General features: G+C 59.1%; 24 protein-coding genes. 23 read left to right on the top strand and 1 reads right to left on the bottom strand.

Translation table 11 applies throughout. The features are described 5' to 3' along the window. Window positions 1-44: 44 nt before the first annotated feature. On the top strand, window positions 45-1,937 hold the full coding sequence (gene ftsH / locus GPK39_RS01940) for an ATP-dependent zinc metalloprotease FtsH (protein WP_215673565.1): 1,893 nt from the start codon (window positions 45-47) through the stop codon (window positions 1,935-1,937). A 76-nt stretch (window positions 1,938-2,013) separates the two neighbouring features. Then, window positions 2,014-2,469 (top strand): 2-thiouracil desulfurase family protein, encoded by a 456-nt coding sequence (locus GPK39_RS01935; protein ID WP_215673564.1) that lies wholly within the window; start codon window positions 2,014-2,016, stop codon window positions 2,467-2,469. Between the two features lie 46 nt (window positions 2,470-2,515). On the opposite strand, the gene GPK39_RS01930 is transcribed toward GPK39_RS01935, so the two are convergent. Continuing rightward, window positions 2,516-3,604 carry an iron-containing alcohol dehydrogenase family protein gene (locus tag GPK39_RS01930; RefSeq protein WP_215673563.1) on the bottom strand — a complete coding sequence of 363 codons (1,089 nt, stop codon included), beginning with the start codon at window positions 3,602-3,604 and terminating at the stop codon, window positions 2,516-2,518. 510 nt (window positions 3,605-4,114) lie between these two features. On the opposite strand from GPK39_RS01930, the gene ileS reads away from it, so the two are divergent. The 21 genes from ileS (at window position 4,115) to nusB (ending at window position 26,790) form a co-directional block, all read left to right on the top strand. Further along, window positions 4,115-6,892, top strand: a complete 2,778-nt coding sequence (gene ileS, locus GPK39_RS01925; RefSeq protein WP_215673601.1) for an isoleucine--tRNA ligase — start codon at window positions 4,115-4,117, stop codon at window positions 6,890-6,892. A gap of 446 nt (window positions 6,893-7,338) precedes the next feature. Continuing rightward, window positions 7,339-7,866, top strand: a complete 528-nt coding sequence (gene lspA / locus GPK39_RS01920) for a signal peptidase II (protein WP_338404320.1) — start codon at window positions 7,339-7,341, stop codon at window positions 7,864-7,866. Beyond that, a complete protein-coding gene (locus GPK39_RS01915) occupies window positions 7,866-8,879 on the top strand; it encodes an RluA family pseudouridine synthase (RefSeq protein WP_215673562.1) in 1,014 nt (337 codons plus the stop codon). Before lspA ends, GPK39_RS01915 begins: the two co-directional genes overlap by 1 nt. 82 nt (window positions 8,880-8,961) lie before the next feature. Continuing rightward, the gene (locus GPK39_RS01910; protein ID WP_215673561.1) at window positions 8,962-10,257 is read left to right on the top strand and encodes a glycosyltransferase family 2 protein; all 1,296 of its coding nucleotides are present in this window, start codon (window positions 8,962-8,964) and stop codon (window positions 10,255-10,257) included. A gap of 80 nt (window positions 10,258-10,337) precedes the next feature. Then, window positions 10,338-10,760: a prepilin peptidase gene (locus tag GPK39_RS01905; RefSeq protein ID WP_161160181.1), complete on the top strand. Its 423-nt coding sequence runs from the start codon at window positions 10,338-10,340 to the stop codon at window positions 10,758-10,760. 31 nt (window positions 10,761-10,791) lie between these two features. After that, the gene (locus tag GPK39_RS01900) at window positions 10,792-12,039 is read left to right on the top strand and encodes a deoxyguanosinetriphosphate triphosphohydrolase family protein (RefSeq protein WP_215673560.1); all 1,248 of its coding nucleotides are present in this window, start codon (window positions 10,792-10,794) and stop codon (window positions 12,037-12,039) included. Window positions 12,040-12,099: 60 nt separating this feature from the next. Beyond that, window positions 12,100-13,449, top strand: a complete 1,350-nt coding sequence (locus GPK39_RS01895; protein ID WP_215673559.1) for a replication-associated recombination protein A — start codon at window positions 12,100-12,102, stop codon at window positions 13,447-13,449. A gap of 100 nt (window positions 13,450-13,549) precedes the next feature. Next, a complete protein-coding gene (locus GPK39_RS01890) occupies window positions 13,550-14,137 on the top strand; it encodes a hypothetical protein (RefSeq protein ID WP_215673558.1) in 588 nt (195 codons plus the stop codon). Further along, window positions 14,130-14,507, top strand: a complete 378-nt coding sequence (locus GPK39_RS01885; protein WP_006233993.1) for an ATP-binding protein — start codon at window positions 14,130-14,132, stop codon at window positions 14,505-14,507. Before GPK39_RS01890 ends, GPK39_RS01885 begins: the two co-directional genes overlap by 8 nt. A gap of 1 nt (window position 14,508) precedes the next feature. Further along, window positions 14,509-15,300, top strand: a complete 792-nt coding sequence (locus tag GPK39_RS01880) for an RNA polymerase sigma factor SigF (RefSeq protein ID WP_022094589.1) — start codon at window positions 14,509-14,511, stop codon at window positions 15,298-15,300. Then, window positions 15,297-16,709 (top strand): AI-2E family transporter, encoded by a 1,413-nt coding sequence (locus tag GPK39_RS01875; protein ID WP_215673557.1) that lies wholly within the window; start codon window positions 15,297-15,299, stop codon window positions 16,707-16,709. The genes GPK39_RS01880 and GPK39_RS01875 overlap by 4 nt, the downstream gene beginning before the upstream one ends. Before the next feature lie 440 nt (window positions 16,710-17,149). Then, window positions 17,150-19,807 (top strand): alanine--tRNA ligase, encoded by a 2,658-nt coding sequence (gene alaS, locus GPK39_RS01870; RefSeq protein WP_215673556.1) that lies wholly within the window; start codon window positions 17,150-17,152, stop codon window positions 19,805-19,807. A 17-nt stretch (window positions 19,808-19,824) separates the two neighbouring features. After that, the gene (gene ruvX, locus GPK39_RS01865) at window positions 19,825-20,253 is read left to right on the top strand and encodes a Holliday junction resolvase RuvX (RefSeq protein ID WP_035138185.1); all 429 of its coding nucleotides are present in this window, start codon (window positions 19,825-19,827) and stop codon (window positions 20,251-20,253) included. Then, window positions 20,246-21,679, top strand: a complete 1,434-nt coding sequence (gene mltG / locus GPK39_RS01860; protein ID WP_252204511.1) for an endolytic transglycosylase MltG — start codon at window positions 20,246-20,248, stop codon at window positions 21,677-21,679. Before ruvX ends, mltG begins: the two co-directional genes overlap by 8 nt. A 1-nt stretch (window position 21,680) precedes the next feature. After that, a complete protein-coding gene (locus GPK39_RS01855; RefSeq protein ID WP_215673555.1) occupies window positions 21,681-22,178 on the top strand; it encodes a YqeG family HAD IIIA-type phosphatase in 498 nt (165 codons plus the stop codon). Window positions 22,179-22,186: 8 nt separating this feature from the next. Continuing rightward, entirely contained in the window at window positions 22,187-22,720 is a 534-nt protein-coding gene (locus GPK39_RS01850) for a shikimate kinase (protein WP_035138190.1), read from the top strand. Further along, window positions 22,717-23,826, top strand: a complete 1,110-nt coding sequence (locus tag GPK39_RS01845; protein ID WP_215673554.1) for a hypothetical protein — start codon at window positions 22,717-22,719, stop codon at window positions 23,824-23,826. Before GPK39_RS01850 ends, GPK39_RS01845 begins: the two co-directional genes overlap by 4 nt. A 132-nt stretch (window positions 23,827-23,958) precedes the next feature. Next, window positions 23,959-25,089 carry a M24 family metallopeptidase gene (locus GPK39_RS01840; protein WP_215673553.1) on the top strand — a complete coding sequence of 377 codons (1,131 nt, stop codon included), beginning with the start codon at window positions 23,959-23,961 and terminating at the stop codon, window positions 25,087-25,089. Between the two features lie 159 nt (window positions 25,090-25,248). After that, window positions 25,249-25,812, top strand: coding sequence for an elongation factor P (gene efp / locus GPK39_RS01835; RefSeq protein WP_006233983.1), 564 nt, complete (start codon window positions 25,249-25,251; stop codon window positions 25,810-25,812). A 24-nt stretch (window positions 25,813-25,836) separates the two neighbouring features. Continuing rightward, window positions 25,837-26,199 (top strand): Asp23/Gls24 family envelope stress response protein, encoded by a 363-nt coding sequence (locus GPK39_RS01830; protein WP_006233982.1) that lies wholly within the window; start codon window positions 25,837-25,839, stop codon window positions 26,197-26,199. 3 nt (window positions 26,200-26,202) lie between these two features. Continuing rightward, entirely contained in the window at window positions 26,203-26,790 is a 588-nt protein-coding gene (gene nusB / locus GPK39_RS01825) for a transcription antitermination factor NusB (protein ID WP_195503162.1), read from the top strand. Window positions 26,791-26,792 lie beyond the last annotated feature (2 nt).

Here is a 26,792-nt window from a genome sequence, read left to right as displayed (position 1 = left end):
ATTCTAGAAACCATTATCAACCCCAGTAGATGGAGTTCAAGCAGATGGAGATGGATGACAACAAGCGTAGACGGAATATGATCCTCTACGTGCTCATCGCCTTCGTCGTCTACCTCGTGCTCTCGACCGTTCTGTTCCCCAACATCGGTCACACGCAGCAGATTACGAAGACCGATTACTCGACGTTTGTCAAAGCGCTCGATAAGAAGAGTGTCGACAAGGTCGAGTACAACACGGACGATTACTCGATTTATTACACCAAGAAGGGCGAGGACGAGAACATCGCCTATAAGACGACCGGTGTGCCGAACGATACGGGCTTTACCGATCGCGTGCTTGAGTCTGGCGCTTCGCTGGAATCGGTCGTTCCCGATAAAAACTCGGGTTTGATGACCTACTACCTGCTTACGCTCATCCTTCCCATGGCGATTTTCTTCCTGATCGGCTGGTGGCTCAACCGCCGCATGAAGAAGGCCATGGGTGATGACGGTCCTTCGATGAACTTTGGCGGCGGTGGCTTTGGCGGCGGCGGACTGGGCAAGTCCGGCGCGCGCGTGATTGCCTCCAAGGACGTGGGCGTGACCTTTAAGGACGTCGCTGGCCAGGAAGAGGCCAAGGAGTCTCTCAAGGAGGTCGTCGACTTTCTGGAGAAGCCGCAGCGCTACGAGGAGATCGGCGCCAAGCTGCCGCGCGGTGCTCTCCTTGTTGGCCCTCCGGGTACCGGTAAGACCCTGCTTGCCAAGGCTGTTGCCGGCGAGGCCGGTGTTCCGTTCTTTAGCATTTCGGGCTCTGAGTTCGTTGAGATGTTTGTTGGTCGCGGCGCTGCAAAGGTTCGTGACCTGTTTAAGCAGGCCAAGGAAAAGGCCCCGTGTATCGTCTTTATCGATGAGATCGATACCATCGGTAAGAAGCGCGATGGCGGCGGCTTTAGCGGCAACGACGAGCGCGAGCAGACGCTCAATCAGTTGCTGACCGAGATGGATGGCTTCGATAACCACAAGGGTATCGTTGTCCTTGCCGCAACCAACCGCCCCGACAGTCTCGATCCCGCTCTACTGCGCCCCGGTCGTTTTGACCGCCGCATCCCCGTCGAGTTGCCCGATCTGACCGGCCGTAAGAACATCCTCGAGCTCCACGCCAAGAGTGTGAAGACCGAGCCGCCGATCGATCTGACCGCGATTGCCCGCGCCACGCCCGGTGCCTCGGGCGCCGACCTGGCCAATATCATCAACGAGGGCGCCCTGCGTGCCGTTCGCGAGGGTCGCAAGCGTGCAACCCAGGACGACTTCGAGGAGTCGGTGGAGGTCGTCATTGCCGGCCAACAGCGTAAGTCCACGGTGCTGTCCGACCACGAGAAGCAGGTCGTTTCTTATCACGAGATCGGCCATGCCATCGTTGCCGCTCGCCAGAAGGGCTCTGCGCCGGTCACGAAGATCACCATCGTGCCGCGCACGAGCGGTGCTCTTGGTTATACCATGCAGGTCGAGGAGGACGAGCGCTTCCTGACGACGCGCCAGGAGGTCTTGGACAAGCTCGCTGTCTATTGCGGTGGCCGCGCAGCCGAGGAGCTCATCTTTGGAGAGATGACGACCGGCGCCGCCAACGACATCGAGCAGGCTACCAAGCTCGCCCGTAATATGGTGACGCGCTTTGGTATGTCCGACGAGTTTGGCATGATGGCGCTCGGTACCGTTCAGAATGCGTACCTCAACCAGGACACGTCGCTCACCTGCGCCCCCGGTACGGCCGAGCGCGTGGACGCGATTGTCGCCAAGCTGATCGAGGATGCGCACGACCGCGCTCTGCAGATCCTGAAGGAGAACAAGTTCAAGCTCCACGAGCTGGCTCGTTATCTGTACAAGAAGGAGACGATCACGGGCGAGGAGTTTATGAATCTCCTCACGCGCGAGAATCCGCTGATGCCGAAGCAGCAGTAATACTAGTTGCGCAGTGTCAATCGCCCCATTTGAGTGTCCATCTCAAATGGGGCGTTTTGCGTGGGGAGTGTTGTATATGAAGATCGTGGTGAGCGCCTGTTTAATGGGCGAGAGCTGCAAGTATAACGGGCTCGACAACTATCATCGAGAGCTGATCGAGGCTTGCGAGCGCACGGGGACCGAGGTCCTCTTGGTGTGCCCTGAGGTCTTTGGCGGCCTGCCCACGCCGCGCAAGCCGTCCGAGATTGTGAACGGAGAAGTTCGTACCTGCGAGGGTATCTCGGTCGATCGCGAATTTCGTCTGGGCGCTCAACGTGCGCTCGATATGTGCGAGCAAGCGGGCGGCCCGTCCGAGATCGTTGCGTGCATTTTGCAGGATCGCAGTCCGTCGTGCGGCGTGGGCCATATCTACGACGGATTCTTCAGCGGCACGCTCACAACAGGTAACGGTGTCTTCGTTGACCTGCTCCTGCGCCACGGCTACCGCGTTATCCCGGCTAGCGAGTTCGACTCGAGCATGTTACGGCAATAAAAAACCGCCACAAAGGTATTGTCCCCTTTGTGGCGGTTTTGGTCGGTTAGGCCAGGATAGAATGGCCGTAGGCGTTGGCGGCCTTGATGGCGGCGGCAAACTTCTCGTCGGTGAAGGGCTCCGGGTTACCCTGCTTCCACTCGTTGGTGGCGTGGGCATACTCATACAGCGCCGGGATGTCGGCCTCGGTAAGGCCGACCTGCTCCAGCGTCACGGGCAGCCCCATCTGCTTGTTAAAGGCGGCGTAGCGCTCAAGGTTCTCGGTATCGCCCGTATAGGCAAACAGCACGAGCACGCCCAGGCTCACGACCTCGCCGTGCAGATAGGTTCCCTCGCGCGCAATGCTGCACGTCGCATTGTAGAACGCGTGCGCCACACTCGAGTTGTAGTAGTAATCGTTTTGGTTGGTCAGGTTCGAGACATAGCCCGTGTTGACCACGATGTCGAGCGCGATCTGCTTTACGGCCTCGGTCGACAGGTCCTGGCGCACGTCCTCAAGACCCTGGACGCCATAGGTAAACAGCGGCTCGGAGCAGGTGTGGGCGAGTGCCAGGCCAAGACCGGCGGTGTGCTCCAAATTACCGGCGCTCGTGGCGTACTCGACCTCGGGCTGCTTAGACAGGGCATCGCCCACGCCGGCCCAGAAGTACTCTGCCGGTGCCTCGGCGATGATCTTGGGGTTGATGAAGATGTGCGCCGGTCGGTTGGGGTACGAATAGCCCTCGAGCGAGCCATCGTCATTGTAGACAACGGCAATGGCGGTCGCGGCCGAGCAGTTGGAGCAAATCGTCGGTACGGTAAAGACGATCTTCTTGAGCTCGATGGCCGCGGTCTTCACGGTGTCGAGTGCCTTGCCGCCGCCACATGCGATGAGCACGTCGGCTTCCTGGCAGGCAGGGGAGTTCACGACCTTGGCGATATTGGCACGCGTACTGTTGGTGCCATAGACGCGCGTCTCCAGGACCTCGACATCGGTACCTTCAAGTGCCGCCTCGATTCCCGGCAGCGCCGCAGCCAGGGCTCGCTTGCCGCCAATGATGGCGACCTTGGTCGCTCCGTACTCGGCCAGTGCGGCGGGCAGCTCGGTAAAGCAATCCTCGCCAACGGTATAATCACTCATTCCAATCGTGCGCATGGCAACCTTCTTTCTTTCGATAAAGTGCTTTCAGGTATTTTGCTCCTAGAGAAGGTCCACAGCCGCGAGAAATTTCGAACGTATAAAACCAGTGTTGAGGGTTTTTCGCCGGCGCGGAACGTGCTAGCATACTCCGCATAAGCGTTGATGGGGACGAGTAGTCGGCCGTCCGCATGTTACAGAGAGCGGGGAGCGCTGAGAACCCGTGCATGCGACCGATGAAAATCACCCCGGAGCTGCGGTCCCAACGGACGCGTCGCACAGGCTCGTCTTAGTAGATATCGCCGAGATGGTCGTCGATACAGGCCAGCCGAGTAACGGATGCGAGCGCGCGAATACGCGGGCGAGGGCATCTAAGCTGGGTGGTTAAACGAAGAGCTTTTGCGGGCGTACAGTCCGTTTTGTGGCGCTTCGTCCCAGCTTGTAGGGACGGGCGCTTTTTTGGTGCCCAACGGGCGTGCGCGCCCACGACATGAAAGGGGTACCGTGGCAAACGAGTACAAGCAGACGATGAATCTGCCCAAGACCGGTTTTCCCATGCGTGCCGGTCTTTCCAAGTCCGAGCCCAAGCGACTCAAGGACTGGCAGGACAACAAGGTCTACGAGCAGGTTCTGAAGAAGAACGAGGGTCACAAGAAGTTCGTGCTGCACGACGGCCCTCCGTACGCCAACGGCCCGATCCACATCGGCCACGCCATGAACAAGATCTCGAAGGACATGATCAACCGTTACTGGATGATGCAGGGCTATGAGGTTCCCTATGTCCCCGGTTGGGACTGCCATGGCCAGCCGATCGAGCATAAGGTCGAGGAGAAGCTCGGCACCGAGAAGTTCAACCAGACCTCCACGGCTAATATCCGCGAGCTTTGCAACAAGTTCGCTGTCGAGAACATCGAGCTGCAGAAGGCCGGCTTCCGTCGCCTGGGCGTGCTCGGCGATTGGGACAACCCCTATCTGACGCTCTATCACCAGCATGACGCCGCCGACATCGAGGTTTTCAAGGCCATGTTCGACAAGGGCATGATCTATCGCGGTCACAAGCCCGTCCACTGGTGCAAGCACTGCCATACCGCACTTGCTGAGGCCGAGATTGAGTACTCCGACGAGACGAGCCTGTCCATCTTCGTGCGCTTTGAGATGACCTCCAAGCCCGCCGGCCTCGAGAACTTCGACGGCCCGGTTGACTTTATCATCTGGACGACCACGCCGTGGACCATCCCCTCCGACCAGGCAGTTTCTCTCAAGCCCGGTGCCGCCTACGTCGCCGTTGAGCACGACGGCCGCGCCGAGGTCATGCTCGAGGACCTGGCTCCCAAGTGCTGCGAGGAGTTTGGCTGGGAGTACACCCCGGTTGTGGTCGACGGCAAGCCCTATGTGGTTCCCGCCGAGACCTTCCATCACATTCACTATAAGCAGCCGATCTTTGACGGTGTCGAGGGCGTTGCGCTGTTGGCCGATTACGTCGGTGTCGATGACGGTACCGGTATCGTTCACAACTCGCCCGGTCACGGCGTCGACGACTACTTCGCCTGCCTCAAGGAGGGCATCACCGACATTTGCATGCCGGTCGATGACGACGGCAAGTTCTACACCGGCGAGGAGTTTGGCACCGGCGGCCCCTTCAGCGGCATGGATACCGACGAGGCCAACCCGCACATCATCGAGTTCCTGCGCGAGCGCGGCACCCTGGTCCTCGAGAAGAAGATCACGCACAGCTATCCGCACTGCTGGCGCTGTAAGCACCCGGTGCTCTTCCGTGCTACCGACCAGTGGTTCGTCTCGATGGACAAGACCGGTCTGCGCGAGCAGGCTGGCAAAGAGGTCCGCGAGAACGTCAAGTGGTATCCGGCTCACGCCGCCAACCGCATCGGCGCCATGGTCGAGCAGCGTCCCGACTGGTGCATCAGCCGTCAGCGCAACTGGGGCGTGCCTATCCCCAGCTACACTTGCGCCGACTGCGGCGAGAAGGTCATGAACGACGCCACGCTCGACGCCGTCATCAAGCTCTTCCACGAGAAGGGCTCCGACGCCTGGTTCACCGACGCTCCCGAGAGTTACCTGGGCGAGGCTTGCGTTTGCCCCAAGTGTGGCGGCCATCACCTCAAGGCCGATAAGGACATCCTCGACGTGTGGTGGGATTCCGGCGTGTCTTGGAAGGCCGTCTGCGAGTACCGTCCCGAGCTTGAGTACCCGGCGGACGTGTATCTCGAGGGCTCCGACCAGCACCGTGGTTGGTTCCAGAGCTCGCTGCTCACCTCGGTGGGTGCCAACGGCCATGCTCCGTACAAGGCGGTCGTCTCGCAGGGCTTCACACTCGATGGCCAGGGCCGCAAGATGTCCAAGTCGCTCGGCAATGTCATCGACCCCAATAAGGTCTGTGACGAGATGGGCGCCGACATCATCCGCCTGTGGGTTGCCTCCGTTGACACCAGCTCCGACGTGTCCATCGACCACGAGATTCTTGCCCGTACGTCCGATGCCTACCGTCGTTTCCGCAACACGCTGCGCTTCCTGCTTTCCGAGCTCGAGGGCCAGTTTGAGCCTGAGACCGACGGTGTCGCCTTTGCCGACCTGCTGCCGCTCGACAAGCTCATGGTTGCCCGTCTGACCCAGGTTCAGGCCGAGGTCGACGACGCTTACTCTTGCTACGAGTTCCCGCGCGCTTACCGTGCGCTTTATGACTTCGTGGTTACCGAGCTTTCCAACGTGTACCTCGACGCCCTGAAGGATCGCCTGTACTGCGACAAGCCCGGCTCGCTCGAGCGCCGCAGTGCCCAGACCGTGCTGGCCGAGCTCTTCTCGATGCTCATGCGCGATCTGCAGCCGATCCTGTCCTACACGGTCGATGAGGCCATGGCATATGCGCCCGCCGGCTGCGTCGACCACCAGAAGTACGCCGCGCTGCTCGATTGGTACAAGTCGCCCATCACGGTCGACGAGGCCAATGAGTTTGAGGGTGTGCTCGAGGCTTCGCTCGAACTCCGTAGCGCCGTGACCAAGTCCCTTGAGGATGCCCGCTCTGCCGGCACCTTCACCAAGAGCCAGCAGGTTCGCGTCAAGGCGGTCGTTCCCGCCGAGATGTACGCGCTGCTGACCGGCGACAAGGCTGTCGACCTGGCCGAGTTCTACATCGTCTCCGATGTTGAGCTGACCCAGGGCGAGGAGCTCTCCGTTGCTATCGAGGCTGCCGAGGGCGAGTGCTGCGACCGTTGCTGGAACTACCGCACCACCGTCGGCAAGTACAACGGCCACGCACATATCTGTAAGCGCTGCGCTGACGCGCTGTAGGTTACGGCGTTCGTAGAACGCCGTAACCTACCGACGCTGCAAACGCCCCTAAGCGGCAATCTGACGTTCAATCGTCGGTCGCGTACCAAAGTACGCTTCCCTCCTCTTTCACGTCACCTTGCTCGCTTAGGGACGTTTTCGCAGTTGGTGACGGCAACGCGGCTTTTCCATTGTTGGAACTAGAGCCTTCTCTTTCGACCTGTGCTCTTAGTCGAAAGCTATTTAGCGACATTCCGTTATTCGGAATGTCGCTTTTGTTTTGTGCTGGTTATTTCGCTTGCGTTGGTGGATATGTCGTGCGCTCTGCGTATGGCAATATAAGATGGTTAATTGCGTTCAACGGAATTCGATTGTTCTGAGGGTAGGGGATTGATTTGGGTCGTACTGGGGATATGACGCCGCCTTTGCGTTGGCGGTTAGGCGTTACTGGTGGGGTGGCGCTCGTTGTGTTGCTCGTTGACCAACTGACCAAGCTTGCGGTTCGTGCCGTGGGCGACGCTTTACATGCGACCGTCATTCCCGGTGTCATCGACTTTATGTTTGTCCGCAATATCGGTGCTGCCTTTAGCATGGGCGAGGGGCATGGCATCGCGTTTGCCGTGCTGGCGTTGGCGGTCATTATCGCTATTGCCGCGTACTTGCTTCGCGCGCCCCAGCTTGCTCGCTTGGAGGTGGTGGGCATGGCTATGGTCGCGGGCGGCGCCATTGGCAACGCTATCGATCGTTTGGCCTTTGGCTTCGTGACCGATTTTATTGCCACCACCTTCATCGACTTTCCCGTCTTCAATGTGGCCGATATCGGCATTACCGTGGGCGTTGTACTCGCCCTCTTCGGCTACATGTTCTTGAGTCCCGCGGCCCGCGAGGTTGATGCGACTGCCGAGCTCAATGCCCGTGATGAGGCACGCGCCAAGCGCAAAGCCAAGCAGCGTGGGGAGCGTGCCCGCAAGATTCGCGAAAGGAATGAGCGCTAATGGCCGACATCCATATCCTTGTTGCTGACGATTGCGCTGGCCAGCGTCTCGATGCCTATCTGGGTGCCAATGACGGCTGCCCTACGCGCTCTGCCTGTGCACATCTGATCGAAGGCGGCGCCGTTGCCGTCAACGGCGAGACCTGCCTGTCAAAAAAGTATGCCGTGCGCGCCGGCGACCGCATCTCGGTTGACTTGCCCGAGCCGCACGATCCGACCGACGTGATTCCTGAGGCCATCCCGCTCGACATTCGCTATGAGGACGACTATTTCATCGTGCTCTCTAAGCAGCGTGGCCTGGTGTGCCATCCTGCGCATGGTCATGAGAGCGGTACGCTTGCGAATGCCCTGGTCTATCACTGCGGTATCGACCATCTGGGCACCGTTCAGGGCGAGGACCGCCCCGGCATCGTGCATCGTCTGGATCGCGATACCACGGGCCTTATGCTCGCGGCTAAAGACGACGATACCCAGCGCGCGCTCCAAAATCTTATCCGTACGCGCACGCTCGACCGCCGCTACATTACGCTTGTTCACGGTCACATTGCCATGGACGAGGGCACTATCAATACCGGTATCGCCCGTTCTACGCGGGACCGCGTGAAGATGGCGGTTTCCGATGATCCCTTTGCACGCCAGGCCATCACGACCTTTAAGGTCCTCGAGCGCTTCGATTCCACGCGTTTTGACGACGGCTATACCCTCGTCGAGTGCCACCTATTTACGGGCCGCACACATCAGATTCGCGTGCATATGCGCCATATCAACCACGCCTGCGTGGGCGATCCGCTTTACGGCAAGTGCGATGCGCGCGCTGACCAGGGCCTGACCAGGCAGTTCCTGCATTCCTGGCGCGTGGCATTCGATCATCCCGTGACGGGGGAGCGCATTGAGTGCCGTGATGAGCTACCGTGGGATCTTGCGGCGGTTCTGGATGATCTGGCCCCGCGTTCGCTCGGCCGTACTGCCGCTGGCGACGAAATCGTCCCGCAGCTCGGTCTGCTCGAAGCCTAGCCAGTATTAGGTGGTTTCTTGAACTCGGTAAGCCTGCGGTAAGATATACGGTTGTTTACGTAACGCGTTGCTGGGAGCCTGCATGCTCGCCTTTTTACAAACCAACACACCCATCGTGATCTTCAACCAGATTGTTGTCACGCTGCTCACGGTCTGCTTTCTGTACCAGGTGGTCTTCTTTGTCATTGGCGCTCTTCGTGGCGAGGTCGCGCCTCCCAAGGCAAAAAAACTCCATCGCTATGCTTTCTTTATTGCGGCACATAACGAGGAGGCCGTGATTGCCAACCTCGTTCGCTCCATCAAGGACCAGGATTATCCGTCCGAGCTTATCGAGGTCTTCGTGGTCGCCGATGCCTGCACCGACAACACCGCGCAGCTCGCGCGCGAGGCCGGTGCCATTGTTTACGAGCGTAATGACCTCGCTCGCAAGGGCAAGAGCTGGGTCATGGACTTTGGTTTCGATCGCATTCTCAACGAGTATCCCGACACGTTTGAGGGCTACTTCATCTTCGATGCCGACAACGTCATCTCCCGCGATTACGTGTCTAAGATGAACGACGCCTTTGACCAGGGATTCCATGTGGTCACGAGCTATCGCAACTCCAAGAACTTCGGCAGCTCGTGGATCTCGGCAGCTAATGCTACCTGGTATCTGCGCGAGGCGCGCTTTCTCAACAACGCGCGCAATATCTGCAGGACTTCCTGCGCTGTCTCGGGATCGGGCTACCTTATCTCCGCCAGCGTTATCGAGGGCATGCACGGCTGGCAGTTCCACACGCTGACCGAGGATATCCAGTTCACTACGTTCTGCGCCATTCACGGCATTCGCATTGGCTATGCGCCGGCGGAGTTTTTTGACGAGCAACCCGTGACGTTCAAGGCATCCTGGAAGCAGCGTATGCGCTGGACCAAGGGCTTTTACCAGGTGTTCTTTACCTACGGCAAGCATCTTGTCAAGTCGATGTTCCGCTATCGCCGCTTTGCCGCCTACGACATGTTCATGACGATCGCCCCGGGCATGCTGCTGTCTTTGATCTCGATGCTCGCCAATGCCACGTTCCTCATTGTGGGCGGCCTTTCGCACGGCTTCTTGGCTACCGAAGTTGAGATGCAGGCGTGTGCCGCTTCGCTCATTATGACCTTTGCGATGATGTACCAGACCTTCTTTATCCTGGCGCTGCTCACGACCATCTTTGAGTACAAGCATATTCACTGCGCACAAAAGTGGCGCCTGGTGACCAACCTGTTTACCTTCCCGATCTTTATGTTCAGCTATATCCCCATCACGGTTGCCGCACTGTTCCTGAAGGTCGACTGGGTTCCTACCCAGCATGCCGTAAACGTCACCCTCGACGAGGTCATGCAAGGCGCCAAATAACCACCACCAAAACCACCACAAAGGGGACAGGCACCTTTGTGGTGGTTTTTGTATTTGATCGCTCAGTTGAGGGAGTTTCGATGTTCTATATCCCGTTTTGGATTTGCATCTTTGCCGGCGCGGCGATTGATGCCCGTCAGCGACGTTTTCCCAATGAGCTTGCCGGTGCGTGTGCGGTGACGGCGTTAGTGGGCGTTTGGCTCGACAAAGGCGTTAACACGGCGCTTGACCACGCAGGTCTTGCCGTCATCGTGTATCTTGCTCTCGTGCTGACTGAGTCCTTCTGGCGTCGTCTTCGCCAAACCCCGGGCATCGGCATGGGAGATGCTAAGGCACTTTTCGCGCTTTGCACGCTCGACCCTATGGGTGGCATCGTGGCATTTGCCGTCGCGCTCCTGGCCCTGGCCCTCTCCTGCCTCATCACGAAATCGCGCTCCCTGCCATTGCTCCCGTTTTTGGTGCCGATTTTTGCCATAATCGAGGTTGTGGGCTGCACTTTGTAACCGATTGCGCATCCTTCTTAAGGAGCATGCCATGGCAACTAATCAAGAAACGGCCGTCATTAAGGCGCGCATGGACCGTATTCCCTCGGCGTTGTCGCCCGAGCTTGTCGAGCGCATTGCCGCCGATCGTGCTTCGGGCTATGTCAACCCGTATCGTTGCAACGACGATCAGGTCATTCGTCGTATTGATCGCGCCGCCGACAAAGGTACGCTTATGCGTCCGGCGTTTATGCGCGATACCGAAAAGATACTTCATCTTCCGGCGTACACCCGTTATGCAGGCAAAACGCAGGTCTTTAGCTTCCGTAGCAATGACGATCTGTCACGCCGCGGTTTGCACGTGCAGCTCGTCTCCCGCATTGCGCGCGATATCGGTCGCGCCCTGGGGCTCAATTGCGATCTGATCGAGGCGATTGGCCTGGGTCACGACTTGGGACACACGCCTTTCGGCCATGCCGGCGAGCGTTTCCTCAACGATATCTATCATGAGCGTACGGGGCGTTATTTTTTCCATAACGTGCAGTCGGTCCGCGTGCTCGACACACTGTACGGCCGCAACGTGTCGCTCCAGACGCTCGACGGCGTGCTATGCCATAACGGCGAGTACGAGCAGCGTGTGTTTGAGCTCTCGGACATGAGCTCCTTTGACCAGTTTGACCAGACGGTTGAGGATTGCATTGCCACGGGCTATAGCGCAATTGGGCATCTGCGTCCCATGACGCTCGAGGGCTGCGTCGTTCGCATCTCGGATATTCTTGCCTACGTCGGTCGTGACCGTCAGGATGCGATCGCGGCGGGCCTGCTGTCACCCGACGCTTTTGATGATGGCCGGGGCGGTGCCTACAACAGTTGGATCCTCACGCATGCCTCCATCGATATCGTTGAGCACAGCTATGGTAAGCCGCGCATCGAGATGAGCGAGGACCTGTTTGAGGAAATCCGCCGAGCCAAGCGCGAGAACTACGAGAAGATCTATAGCAAGGGCGGTATCGAAGGCGATTCCGAGGTGGAGCTGCGCGAGGCGTTCGAAAAGCTCTACGACCGTTGCCTGCGGGATCTAAACAGTGGTGACGAGTCCTCGTACATCTTTAAGCACCATATTTCGCGCATTGAGCAGCAGCTTTCCTACTACGATCGCACCTATGCCTGGCAGGACGACAAGGATCAAGCCGTGGTGGATTATATCGCGAGCATGACGGACGGTTATTTCTGCGAACTGACGAGCAAGCTGTTCCCCGGTCTGGAGTTTCCGCACCGTACCTATATTAACGAACGGTAGTTCGTATATATTCGGTATACTGTTAGTGGAAAACGTTTTTGATTGATACACGGGATGGCTATGGACGACCTTTTTTCTGCTTCGACGCGCGAGCGTTCCTTTCAGAATGCGCCGCTTGCGGTGCGTATGCGCCCCAATTCGCTCGACGAGTATGTGGGCCAGCAAAAGGCCGTCGGTAAGGGCTCATGGTTGCGTGCCGCGATCGAACACGACGTGCTTTCCAGTGTGATTTTGTATGGGCCGGCCGGTACGGGTAAGACGACGCTGGCCCATATTATCGCCAACCATACTAAGAGCGAGTTTGTCGAGGTCAGCGCTGTGACGGGCACCGTGAAGGACTTGCGCCGCGTGATTGATGAGGCCAAGACGCGCCTGAATACCTACGACCGCCGCACCATTCTATTCATCGATGAAATTCACCGCTTCTCTAAGTCGCAGCAGGATGCCCTGCTGCATGCAGTTGAGAACCGTACCGTCATTATGATTGGCGCCACGACGGAGAATCCGTACTTCGAGGTCAACTCGGCACTGTTGTCGCGTGGGCGTGTGGTGGAGCTTGAGCATCTGAAGGATGAGGATATCGCCACGCTTATTGAAAGTGCGCTTGAGGCACCGCAGGGCTTGAACGGTAAGTTCTCGGCCGATGAGTATACGGTCAAGACCATTTGCACGCTGGCAGCGGGTGACGCTCGCTCGGCGCTCACGACGCTCGAGCTTGCGAGCGAGATTGCCGTCACGCGTCCCGATACGGAGGGAACGCCAGCGCCTGCGGCGGGGGAGCGCTATCCCATCACTGTGGATGACGTGAAGATTGCCAACCCGCGTCGCGGCTTTACGTATGACAAAAACGGCGACATGCACTACGACATCATCAGTGCGTTCATCAAGTCCATGCGCGGTAGTGACCCCGATGCCACGATCTATTGGCTCGCGCGCATGATCGATGCTGGGGAGGATCCTAAGTTTATCGCTCGCCGCATTATGATTCACGCTTCTGAGGATGTTGGCAACGCCGACCCGCAGGCGCTTTTGGTGGCGCATGCCGCGTTTAAGTCTGCCGAGGTCATTGGCTATCCCGAGTGCCGCATTAACCTGGCTCAGGCTGCACTCTATGTGTGCTTGGCGCCAAAATCCAACGCGTGTGAGGCTTCGATCGATGCGGCGCTGGCCGATATCCATTCTAGTGGGCTTCGCGAGGTGCCGAGTTATCTGCGCGATCGCCATCGCCCGGGCAGCGATGAATACGGTGTGTATAAGTATCCACATGATTATCCCGAAGGCTGGGTCGATCAGCGCTATTTGCCCGAAGGCTTGGAACGCGGTGCATTTTGGCAGCCTGCCGGGCGCGGCTGGGAAGAGTGGCGCGTAGAGCAAAGCGAACGAGACCGCAGCGGGAATGCACCGAGGTAGCTGCTGATAATTTTGTCCCACGTTGCTGCTCTTGGCATGTTCGGTCCCCTTTGGGGTACCATGAAAAGCGTCTGTATTTCGATTCTTCCGGGAGGCTTGTATGAGTCCCATTCAAATCGCCCTGCTGCTGCTCGCCGTTGCCGGCGTGTGGGCCATCGCTGAGCTCGCGCTTACCCTGCGCAAGACCCGCAATGTTGTCGACTCGCTCGATAAGACCGTGAACGACCTCAACAACACCATCGCCGAGGCTCAGCCTGTGGTGGCAAAGCTCGATGGCGCTGTCGATGAGCTTACGCCGGCGCTTGCCCAGATGGAGCCGCTGCTTAAGTCGAGCAAGACGGCAGTTGATGCCCTTACCTCCAATCTCGTAGAGGTCGAAGCCGTGGTTCGCGACATTTCCGAGGTTACGGGCAGCATGGCCGAGGCCAGCAATGCTGTGTCGAGCGTGACCGACTCTGCCGCCGGTGCTGTGCAGAAGCTCTTCAATAAGGTGAAGGCTCCTGCAGCCGACGCCGATCGCAAGCTCGCCGCTGCCGCTGCGGAGGCCGAGCAGCCTACCGAGCGCATCCTAATTGGCGAGGACGAGGCCGCCGCGGGCGACGATGATGGTCGGAAGTCTGTATCCAAGCCGGCTCAGTATTACACCTATACGCCCGCCGAGACCGCTGAGGAGTCCTGCGATGAGTAGCGAAGCAACCTGCCCTATCACGCTGACCGTTGCCGGTGACCCGCGTCTCGCTCGCCTTGTGCGCATGACGGCAGCCAACGTTGGTGCCCTGTGCTCTATGTCTGTCGATCGCATCGAGGACATCCGCATGGCTGCTGAGGAGGCTTTCATCTTTGGTTGCACCGCGGTCGACTGCGATGACATCACCATCAAATTCGATGTCGATGAGACCCACGTTGGCATGACTATTACCTTTGGCGACCAGGCTACGGTCGATGAAGACGACCAGGCTGCGGTGTATGCCGAGCTCATCCTCGCGAGCGTGTGCGACTCCTACGAAAAGACTACGGCGCCCCTGACGCTTTCCCTCGACCTCAAGGCGGATATCTAATATGACCGAACGTTCCCGGAGCGGCAAGACCGCTTGGGACAAGGAGAAAACCCGCGAGCTGTTTCGTCGTTACAAGGAGACCGGTGATCCGGACGCCCGTGAGCAGCTCGTTATGTCCCATATGAACCTGGTAAGGTTTCTTGCCAACAAATTTAAGAATCGCGGCGAGCCGCTCGATGATCTGATGCAGGTTGGCTATTTGGGCCTGCTCAAGGCTATCGACCGCTTTGACCCCGAGCGCGGACTCGAGTTCACGACGTTTGCGACACCCACTATCCTGGGCGAGATTAAACGCCATTTCCGTGACAAGGGCTGGAGTGTGCGCGTGCCGCGCCGTCTGCAGGAGCTCTCGGCCAAGGTCAACCAGGCTACTGACAAACTTACCAACGAGCTGCAGCGTTCGCCCAAGGTTGAGGAGATCGCTGAGTATCTAGATGTGACTGTCGATGAGGTCCTCGAGGCTATGGAATCGTCTTCGGCCTATACCTCGGTGCCCATCGAGGCTCCTGGTGCGTCCGATTCCGACGATGCCCCTTCGATTCTCGACCGTTACGCCGACGACGACAACGAGCTCGACTTTACCGATGACCGCCTAGTGATCGAGGAAGCCATCCGTGATTTCTCGCCGCGCGAGCGCGAGGTGATCGAGCTGCGCTTTGTGAAGGGCATGACCCAGATCGAGATCGCCAAGAAGCTGGGTATTTCTCAGGTGCAGGTTTCGCGTCTGCTGCGCCGCACGCTTAAGAAGATTCAGGACAAGATCGACCCCGACGGAGTGATGATTCGTTCATGAGTGAACACCCCCAACAAACCGATCGCGTGCTGCGCGACACCCGCATTCTGACGCTTCGCATTTGGGCTGTTGTCGGCTGCATTGTCATCGCCGCTGTCATCTTTAACCTTATGGGCATCCTGGCGCCGGTTATCGAGTTTCTCGCTGTTGGTTCCATCATTGCCTTTGTGATGTCCCCGATCACCAACTGGCTCGAGCACCATGGCGTGAATCGCGGCATCGGTTCGCTTATCGCGCTTATTGTTGTTGTTGCCGTGCTCGTCGGTGTCGTTTGCATCTTGTCGCCGATTCTCTTTGGTCAGATCATGGAAGTCCTGAGCCGCCTGCCCGAGCAGCTTCGTGTTGCGGGTGGCGATCTCAATGAGATGATCTCGCATGCCAAGACGCTCAATAACACGCCGCTCAAGGAGTATTTGGACGATAATCTTTCGTCGCTGGTTACCGTGGCATCGAAGTATGTGTCTCAGATTGCTGCCGAGCTTGGCCGCGGTGTGTTCCCGCTCATCACCAATACGGCCTCGCAGTTGTTCGTGATCTTCCTTGGTCTGGTGCTTGCCTACTGGATGGCCTGCGACTACCCTCGCATGCATCACGAGATTTGCACCATCATCGGTCAGGAGAAGGAGACCTCGTACCGCTTTATGGTCGCCATCCTTTCTCGCTCTGTCGGCGGCTACATGCGCGGTATGGTCGTGACGTCCATCTGCGGTGGTTTCCTCGCCTTTATCGGCTTCCTGATTATCGGCCATCCGTATGCGGCGCTCATGGCTATCTTCACTGGCATCATGCACTTGGTTCCGGTCGTCGGTCCCTGGGTGAGCGCGGCAATCGCCACGGTACTCGGCTTTATGTTCAGCCCCATGTTGGCGTTATGGACGCTCATCGTGACGATGGTCGCGCAAAACGTCACCGACAATGTGATTTCGCCTAAGGTCATGCAGAGCTCAGTGCAGGTGCATCCCATTATGAGCCTTACGGCTCTCGTTATTGGTTCGGCACTCATGGGGCCCATCGGCATGATTATTGCCATCCCGCTTTGTGCGGCCCTCAAGGGCATCTTCGTGTACTACTTCGAGAATGAGACCGGCCGTCAGCTTGTGGCCTATGACGGAGCCGTGTTTAAGGGCACGCCGTACCGCGATGCCGATGGCAACCCGGTCGCCGCCTACGACGCGCTCGGCGACGACACCTTCATCTATGAGTCCGAGCTCATCGGTAACGAGACTGCGCCCGAGGCCAAGGCCATGCCCAAGCCCGAGCTCGATAATCCCTGGATTAAGCTCTCGGGCCTGCAACCCGATGCCACGGGCTTCTTCAAGAACCCCTTCGCCAAAGACGATGATTCCAACTCGGACGACGATACCAATACCGGCATCGACGGCTCCATGGACGATTCGGTTTCTAAATAGGTTCTATTAACGTTTCTTGAAGTTGTAAATGACAAGAAACGCGACCAAAGCGATTGATAAGGGGCCGGCTACATAGAAAAAGAGAACGTCAATTGCGCGTAGAGTGTAATAAGCCTTATCGCCGGACATTACTGTATACAATACGTATCCAAATGATGGTTGCTTTGCGTACCAGCATGAGAAGGCTAAGAGCGCTAAAAGTGCTACAACCAGAAGTGCATTCAGGACAAATCGTTTGCTTTTCATCGATCGCTCCTTCCGGGTGAATCTTATATGCAATTATACAGCAGTCCTTTTTCAAAGGATCGCGCAGTACTAAATAACGTGCACTTTCGCTGGAGGGTCGCTGTTTGGCGACCCTCTTTTTTGCACAGGCGCGGCGGGATGGTAATATCGTTACGTTTGAACTGTTTCGATGTGAAACCGAGGAGATTCCCTCTATGAGTGCTGACTACCCGTCAATGACTACGGCCGAGATCCGCTCCAAGTTCCTCAACTTCTTTGAGGAGCGCGGTCTTAAGCTCTATCCTTCTTCGTCCCTCGTCCCCGACGATCCTTCGCTGCTGCTTGCCAACGCCGGCATGAACCAGTTTAAGGAGTACTACCAGGGCAAGAAGACCATGAAGGAGATCGGCGCTATCTCCTGCCAGAAGTGCGTCCGCACCAACGACATCGATTGCATCGGCGAGGACGGCCGTCACCTGTCCTTCTTCGAGATGCTCGGTGACTTCTCCTTTGGCGGCGTCTCCAAGCAGCAGGCCTGCGCTTGGGCCTTTGAGCTCATTACCAAGGAGTTCAAGCTGCCGCTCGACCGCCTGTACTTCACCGTCTTTACCGAGGACGACGAGACCCACGATGTGTGGCGCTCCCTGGGCGTTGCCGAGGATCACATTTCTCGCCTGGGCGAGGACGACAACTTCTGGGCCGCTGGCCCCACCGGCCCCTGCGGTCCGTGCTCCGAGATTTACTTTGATATGGGCGAGGAGGTCGGCTGCGGCGGCCCCGACTGCAAGCCTGGCTGCGACTGCGACCGCTTCCTGGAGTTCTGGAACCTCGTCTTTACCCAGTACGACCGCCAGGAGGACGGCTCCATGCCGGAGCTGCCGCACCGCAACCTCGATACGGGTATGGGCCTGGAGCGCATGGCCGCCATTATGCAGCACAAGACCGCCAATTACGACGGCGATCTGATGCAGCATCTCATCAAGCTGGGTGAGAAGATCAGCGGCAAGACCTATGACGCCGACGATTACTCCGGCGCCAGCCGCTCCCTGCGTATCATCGCCGACCACTCCCGTGCCGTCGACTTTATGATCTCGGACGGCATCCTTCCCGGTAACGAGGGTCGCGAGTACGTCCTTCGCCGCCTGCTCCGTCGTGCCGTGTTCCACGGTCGCCTGCTGGGCATCGAGGGCGCCTTCCTGACCAAGTTCATTGACGAGGTTAACGCTCAGATGGGCGAGGCCTATCCCGAGCTGCTCAAGAATGTTACGCTCGTCAAGGGTATCGTCGCCTCCGAGGAGGAGCGCTTCTCCACGACGCTCGACAACGGCCGTGTTTACCTGGACGAGGCCCTGGCAGCGCTTGTCGAGGGCACCGTGCTTCCGGGTGACGTTGCCTTTAAGCTGCACGACACCTTTGGTTTCCCCATTGACCTGACTGTCGAGATCGCCGGCGCTGCTGGCCACGACGTCGACATGGACGGCTTCACCGCCTGCATGGAGGACCAGAAGGCCCGCGCTCGTGCCAACGCCAAGGGCGATGCCTGGGGCAGCTTTAACGACGTGTGGGTCGAGCTTTCCGACAAGGTCGCCGCGACTGAGTTCGACGGTTATGACAACGATGTGATCGAGGGCGCCAAGGTTGTCGCCATCGTGCGCAACGGTGAGTCCGTCGAGTCCGCCGCCGCGGGCGAGGACGTCGAGGTCGTGCTCGACCGCACCCCGTTCTATTCCGAGATGGGTGGTCAGCAGGGTGATGCCGGCAAGCTTTCCGCCGAGGGCGTTGTTCTGACCGTTGCCGACACCAAGAACCACAACGGCCTGTATGCCCACGTCGCGCACGTTGCCGATGGCACGCTGACTGTCGGTGCCGCTGTTACCGCCGCGCTCGACGCCGAGCGCCGTGGCTTCCTGCGCCGCAACCACACCGCCACGCACCTGCTCGACGCCGCCCTTAAGCAGGTCCTGGGCGAGCACGTCTCCCAGGCCGGCTCGCTGGTGACGCCCGAGCACCTTCGCTTTGACTTTACGCACTTCGAGGCCCTGTCCTCCGAGCAGCTCAAGGCTGTCGAGGACCTGGTCAACCAGCAGATCTTCGCTTCCAAGCCGGTCGTGACCCGTGTCATGGGCATCGACGAGGCTAAGGCTGCCGGCGCTGTCGCTCTGTTTGGAGAGAAGTACGGCGATGTCGTCCGCGTCGTCTCCGTGGGCGCCGAGGACCAGCCGTTCTCCCGCGAGCTCTGTGGTGGCACCCATGCCGCCAATACCGCAGAGATTGGTCTGTTCAAGATCATTTCCGAGTCCTCCACGGGCTCCAATGTCCGCCGTATCGAGGCCGTGACCTCTAAGGGTGCCCTCGACTACATGGCCGACCGCCTGGCGCTCGTTGACGCCGCCGCCGCTGCGCTCAAGTGCCGCGTCGACGAGGTTCCCGCCCGCGTGGAGAACCTGCAGGCTGAGCTGCGCGAGACGTCCAACAAGCTCAAGAAGGCTCTGACCGGTGGCTCCTCCGACGCCATCTCCAGCGCCATCGAGGGCGCCGTCGAGCTCGACGGCTATAAGCTCGTTGTCGCTGAGCTCCAGGGCCTTGAGGCTGCCGACCTGCGCAACGTATGGGATACCGTGCATCAGAAGGTCGCCGGCCCTGTCGCTTGTGTCGTCGCCAGCGTGACTGAGAAGGGCACTCCGGCCCTGCTCGCTGCCGGCTCCGATGACGCCGTCAAGGCCGGTTTCCACGCCGGTAACGTGATCAAGCAGATCGCGGGTCTGGTCGACGGTCGCGGTGGCGGTCGTCCCAACATGGCCCAGGCTGGTGGCAAGAATGCTGCCGGCATCGCCGATGCCCTCGCGGCCGCTAAGACCGCGCTCGGCGCCTAAGAATCTAAGAAGTCGCTGTGGTTGCGCTCGCGCTGGACATAGGGGAGACCAGGATTGGCATCGCCGTCTCGAGCCGTGATGGCAAGATGGCGATGCCTGTCAAGGTGCTTCCGGCTGCCGAGGTCACCGGTATGGCCAAGACGTTCCGCTACCTGGTCGAGGACTATGAGCCCGACATCCTGGTAAGCGGACGTCCCTTGACCATGGCCGGTGAGCCCGGCCCCCAGGCCGAGCGCGTTGCCGCCGTAGCGCAAAAGATTGCCGACGAGCTCGATCTTCCGCTGGAGTTTGAGGACGAACGTCTGTCCTCGCAAGAGGCCAAGCGTATCCTGCGCGAGCAGGGCCTCAACGAAAAGCAGATGAGGGGCAAGATCGACATGATTGCCGCCAGCCTGTTTTTGCAGACGTGGCTCGATCGTAAAAACGAGGAGGTTTCGCATGCCTAGCGCTTCCGATCCGCGCCAGCAGAATCGTACACGGCAGCCGGCGTCGCGCCCTGCCCAGCCTGGCCAGCGTCCGGCACAGCCGACGCAGCGCGCAGCTCAGCCTGCCGCGCGCCCGGTGCAGTCCTTCTCTCATTCGGCCCAACCTGTTCAACGGACGGGTCAGCAGCCTTCTGCTCGTTCGGTTCAGCATTCGGCTTCTCATGCGGCTCAGCAGCCCACTGCTCGTACGGCCCAGCCTGCAGGCGGTACCCGCTTTAAGCAGCAGGCATCTACCCAGCGAGTGCAGGCCCCCCAGTCGCATTCGCATCACGCTCTCGGTTCCCACGGCGTTGCTCCGGCTACGCGCTCGAGCTATAACACGCACGTCCGCCGTGGTACACAAAAGAAAAGCTCCCCGGTGCCTATGATTATCGGTGGCGTCGTCGCCGTGCTTGCGCTTGTCGCGATCGTTTTCTTTGTCGTGCCAGCCGTCAAGGGCTTCTTTGGCGGTGAGGATGCGAAAGCCGCTGCTGGCCAGCAAGTTACTATCACGATTCCCGACGGTGCCTCGGGCGATACTATCGCCTCGATTCTCTCCGAGAACCATATCGTCGAAAATCCCAAGGATTATTATGCGGCGGTGAAAAAGCTCAACGCCGATATGTCGCTCAAGCCTGGTACTTATTCGTTCACCACACTCATGGATGCGACCAAGGTTGTTCAGCAGCTCATGGAAGGCCCCAACGCGGGCTCCAATGCGCTGACTATCCCTGAGGGCCTAACGGTCGATCAAGTCGCCGACCGTGTGGCCCAGGCTTACGACAGCATCTCTAAGGAAGACTTCCTCAACCAGGCCAAGGCCTCCAACTACGTGGACGACTATAGCTTCCTTAAGGGCGCCGCCAACGACTCGCTCGAGGGCTTCTTGTTCCCCAAGACTTATTCGTTGGGTGATTCGCCGACGGCTGATGACGTGGTTCGCGCTATGCTCGATCAGTTTAAGACCGAGTACAAGTCGCTTGACTTTGCGAGCTGCGAAGCCAAGATCAAGGAGCGCTACGGTGTGGAGATGTCCGACTACGACATCGTCAACCTTGCCTCCATCGTCGAGCGCGAGGGTCTCAATGCCGATCAGCGCGCGCATGTGGCATCGGTGTTCTACAACCGCTTGGCCGGCAAGCTCGATGGTCTGCGTTACCTCAACAGCGATGCGACCATGATGTATGTCACCGGTGGCGAGGTTACCGCCGACGACCTGCAGAGCGATAGTCCCTATAACACCTACAAGCACGAGGGCCTTCCGCCCACGCCCATCTGCTCTCCGTCGCTCGAGGCACTCAAGGCCACGCTTGAGCCGACCGACTCCGATGACCTGTATTTCTACATTACACAGGACGAGGAGTACTTCTCGCAAACCTACGAAGAGCATCAACAGTCTTGGAATTAGCATGAGGATTTTTAGCCCCAAACGTTACGTTGCCTCGGTCGATCGCATCGACCTTGATACCCTGTGGGCCGACGGCAAACGCGCCATTCTGCTCGATCGCGATAACACCCTGGTGCCGCGCGACACCGAGCAGGTTCCTGCCGCGGTTTCCGCCTGGCTCGATGCCGCCCGCGCCAAAGGCTTTAAGCTGTGCATGGTGTCCAACAACTGGCATCGCGACCAGGTCATGAGCTCTGCACGCGAGCTGGGACTCGAGGCCATCAGCCACGCCATGAAGCCGGCGCCGTTTGCCCTCAAGGCGGGTCTTAAGCGCCTCGGCGCCACGGCCGACGAGGCGGTGCTGATCGGTGATCAGCTCTACACGGACGTGTGGAGTGGCAACTTCGCCGGCGTCGATACTATCCTGGTTAAGCCGCAGGGAACCCAGGACCTGTGGTACACGCAGATCTTCCGTATCTTTGAGCGCCGGGCCCTGCGCGACCTTCCCTGCGAGGAATAGGTTTCGCCATGTCTCAGCACATCAAACACGGCTGCGACCATATCTTCTTTATCGGCTTTTTGGGCGCGGGCAAATCGACGCTCGCGCGCAACGTCGGCACTATGTTCAAGCGGCGTTTTATCGATACCGACCGACTGGTCGTGCGCCGTTGCGGTAAGTCGGTAACCGAGATTTTTGAGACCGAGGGCGAGGATCGTTTTCGTGAGCTCGAGACCTCGGCGCTCCGTTCGCTCCAAAGTGAGCGCAGCCTGTTGGTTTCGTGCGGGGGCGGCATTGTCGAGACGCCGGTGAATATTGAGCTGATGCACGAAATGGGTACGTGCGTGTACCTCGAGGGCGACTTCGAGGATTCGATTCGCCAGATTCGTCGGTCCGACACGCGCCCCGATTTCCGTTCGCCCGAGCATGCTGCGCGCCTGTTTGAGCATCGCCGTCCGCTGTATCGCCAGGCCGCCGACCTTACCCTTGATATTCGCAACAAGTCCTTCGAGGACGTTTCCTACCTTTGTGCCGAGATGCTTTTGGAGCGTGGACTGCTATGATTCGCCGTCAACTGATCAATTTCCAAAACCGCAGTGTCGATGTCCGCGTCGGATTGGGCGCGTTCGATGAGCTGTCGCGCATGTTTGCCTCGGCTGTGGGCAAGCCTAAGCGCGCGATGGTCGTTTGGGGCACTGCCACGTCAGAGCGTTTTGGCGAGGTCGTCGAGCATGCGCTGGTCGACGCCGGTTTTGCCGTGTCGCTGCTAGTCCTTGAGGTTTCGCCTGCTGGTGCCACGCTGGCCGATGCTGATGCTATCTTTGGCGCCCTGTCTGCCAACGACGTTACCTGCGACGATCTGGTTGTCGCCGTTGGCGATGCCGCAACCTGCTCGGTTGTTAGCTGGTGCGCCAACCAGTGGTGCGGCCGAACCGAGTGCGCGCTGTTGCCGACGACCTTTGACGCCATGCTCACGGTCGCGACGACCATGAAGCCGCTCGTCGCCTCGTCGGCCAATGCGCTACCCGCTATCGCGTTCCGTCCCGAACCGGGCTTGGTCGTGTGTGACCTCGACCTTGTTCGCGAGGCGGACCCCGAGGACCTTAAGCTCGGCTATGTGGTACTTGTTGGCACCATGCTTTCGAGCAGCAAGTCCCGCTGGAATCAGTTTACTGAGACCGTCCCCGAGATTCTCGCGGGCGAGGAGGTCGCGCTCGTTAATGCCGTTCAATGGTCTCAGACTGCCCGTAAGGACGTACTGATGGCCACGAACCCGAGCGCCCGCCATGCGCTCGATTTTGGCAAGACGGGGGAGCGCACCCTGCGCGCCTGCTTGGGCGATGCCGCTTCGCAGGTCCCTGCCTACCAGCTGTTGTCCGAGGGCATGCGCTTTGAGGCGCGCCTAGCACATGACGCCTGCGACTTCGATATCGATTACGTCTTTGAGGTCGATGACTGCCTGGAGGACTTTGGTATCGAGGAACTTGCCTTCGATCTGGAGCCTGCCGCATATATCGAGGAGTTCCGCAAGCAGCAGTTTGCCCGCTCGAACCGCAGTATGTTGCCGCTGCCCGCAGCACTTGGCGCCATTCGCCTAACGAGCGTTGAGGATGAGGTTCTTGAGCGCCATGCTCACGCCTACTTGGCTTCTCGCAAAGAACTTCTCTAAGATTTATTGACATCCATCGTCTTTCGTATCATGTTGAGGGACGGGTTTCCAATCGGTTGCGGTTTGCATGCGATTCCGACGTTCGGTTGAGACCCGTCCCGCACTTTTTGAGACAACAAGAAAGGAATCTGCATGTCTGAGTTTGCTGCCGGTCCTGCCGGTCGTATCGAGCGTGTCCGTGCCCTGATGGCCGAGCGTGGCTACGACGCCATCCTGGTGCGCGACGAGGCCAACCTTCGTTGGCTTACGGGCGTGAAGGGCGTTTTCGATTACACCTTTGAATTCCCGCACGCGGCGTTTATTACGGCCGACCAGTGCCTGTTCCATACCGACTCGCGCTACCTCAACAGCTTTGAGGAGAACACGCCCGCCGGCAGCCCCTGGGTTTACGACATGGACGAGGGTACCATCCCCGGCTGGGTCGCCGGCAAGATTGCGGCTAACAAGTGCCGTGTCTGTGCTGTCGAGGACGATATGCAGATTAACTTCTACCAGGGTATTCAGCGTGGTCTGGAGGATCGTTCCGTCGCCTGCATGCTGCCGCTGATGCATGCCGACATTCGCAAGATGCGCGCCATCAAGGACGCCGAGGAGATCGAGCTCATGCGCCATGCGCAGTCGATCACCGACGCCGCCTTCCAGCACATGCTCGGCTTTATTAAGCCTGGTATGACCGAGAAGCAGGTTCGCAACGAGCTCGAGAACTTTATGTTCGCCAACGGCGCCGATAGCCTTGCCTTCGGCTCCATCGTGGCGAGCGGTCCCAACACCGCCAACCCGCATGCCGTGCCGAGCGACCGCGTGATCGAGAAGGGCGATTTCGTTCTTATGGATTACGGCGCAGGCTACTGCGATTACCGCTCCGACATGACACGCACCGTCGTGATGGGCGAGCCCACGCAGGAGCAGCTCGACCTGTACGCGCTCGTGCGCCGTACGCACGAGGAGTGCGTCGCCGCCATCCATCCGGGCGTCGAGGGCAACGACATTTTCAAGCTTTCCAAGAAGATCATCGGCGATGCCGGCTATGGCGATTACTACAACCATGGTCTGGGTCACGGCGTCGGTATCGACATCCACGAGCTGCCCAACTTTAACCGCAGCAAGAACACCATCGCGATCGGCTCAGTTATCACCATGGAGCCCGGCGTGTACCTGCCCGGTGTGGGCGGCGTGCGCCTGGAGGACTACGGCGTCGTCACCGAGAACGGATATGAGCCCTTCACCAAGACCCCGCACGACCTGCACGTCATCGATTGCTAGCCCATTTCGATAGATTTTTGGGGCGGGGCGTCCGAAATGATTCGGGCGCCCCGCGTTCTCTTTTTATGCGCTCGCTGCAGGCGCCGTCTGCAAGTGTATAATTTCGGTCGTATGTAATTTGGACGCTTGTGCGTTCTGCCCATAACAAGAAAGGTCGCTATGCCTACCATTTCTACCGCCGACTTCAAGAACGGCCTCGGTCTCCGCATTAAGGACAAGGTCTACACCATCGTCGAGTTCCAGCATGTCAAGCCGGGCAAGGGCGGCGCGTTTGTGCGCTACAAGACCCGCGACATCAAGAGCGGCCGCGTCGTCGAGAACACCTGCAACGCCGGCACCAAGTTCGAGAGCGTCATGCTCACCACCCGTGAGTTCCAGTACCTCTACAACGATGGTACCGACTACATCTTCATGGACAATGAGTCCTATGAGCAGGTTCCCGTTCCCGAGGACATGGTGGGCGAGAACTCCAAGTGGCTGCGCGAGAATGACATTTGCCAGCTGCTCTTCGCCGACGATGAACTCATGGGCGTGACCCCGCCGATGTTCATCGAGACCACCATCGTCCAGACCGACCCGGGCTTTAAGGGCGATACCGTCCAGGGTTCCACCAAGCCGGCCACGATCGACACCGGCGCTGTCATCCAGGTCCCCATGTACCTCAACGAGGGCGAGGTCATCAAGGTTGACACCCGCGACGGCAAGTTCGTCTCCCGCGTTTAGCAACCAACTCTTCTAGGAGGACTCATGCCCCAAGAAATCAAGATTGACGGCATCGGCATTTCGCCCGATGTTCTGACCGCCATCGTCTCGCGCGCCGTGTCCGATGTCGAGGGCATCGCCTCCGTTGGCGTCAAGGACCTTGCCACTAATCTTGTCTCCATGATGCTCTCGTCCAAGGCCCCGGCTTCCGAGCCGGCTGTCGAGGCCGAGGTCGTTGGCGACAAGCTCGCACTCACCGTGCGTGTCGTGGTGTTCTTTGGCTATCCGTTCAAGAAACTCGCCGAGGCCGTTCGCGCTGCCGTGGTCGCTGCCATCGATGCCCAGGTTGGCGTTGAGGTTGAGCGTGTTGACGTTTGCATCGACGGCCTCGTTTTCCCCAAGGAGTAACCTTTGAGCCTTAAGGTTTATCGCGGGCGTACGCTTGCCCGCAGTCAGGCGCTGCAGCTGCTGTTCCAGGCCGAGGCCACGGACAGCCCGCTCGAGCGCGTCCTCGAGGGTGATTTCCTGATCTCGAAGGGTCCCCTCGACCCCTATGCGCTGGAGCTGTGCCGCGGTGCCTACGAGCATATCGACCGCATCGACTGCGCTCTGCGCTCCGTTGCCAAGAACTGGGATCTTATGCGCATGCCCGGTGCCGACCGCAATCTGCTGCGTATCGCCGTTTACGAGATGCGTTTCCTCACCGACGAGGAGGTCTCGGACGCCATCGTGATCAACGAGGCCGTCGAGCTTGCCAAGGCCTATGGCACCGACCAGTCCGCGTCGTTCGTCAACGGCGTGCTGGGCAAGATCGCTCGCAGCGAGGAGCTGCCGGGCGAGGACCTATACCAGGAGCTGCTGGCCGAGGATCGCGCTCGCGAGGAGGCACAGGCTGCCGAGGCTGCCGCTAAGGTTGCGGTTGCCCAGGCCGAGGCTGGTGTGTTGGCCGAGGATGCGGACGCTGCTGAGGCCGTCGAGGCCGACTCCGTCGAGGAGTAGCC

Source organism: Collinsella aerofaciens (assembly GCF_018785245.1).
Classification (GTDB): Bacteria; Actinomycetota; Coriobacteriia; order Coriobacteriales; family Coriobacteriaceae; genus Collinsella; species Collinsella aerofaciens_AD.
This window is presented reverse-complemented; position numbering and strand designations above follow the sequence as displayed.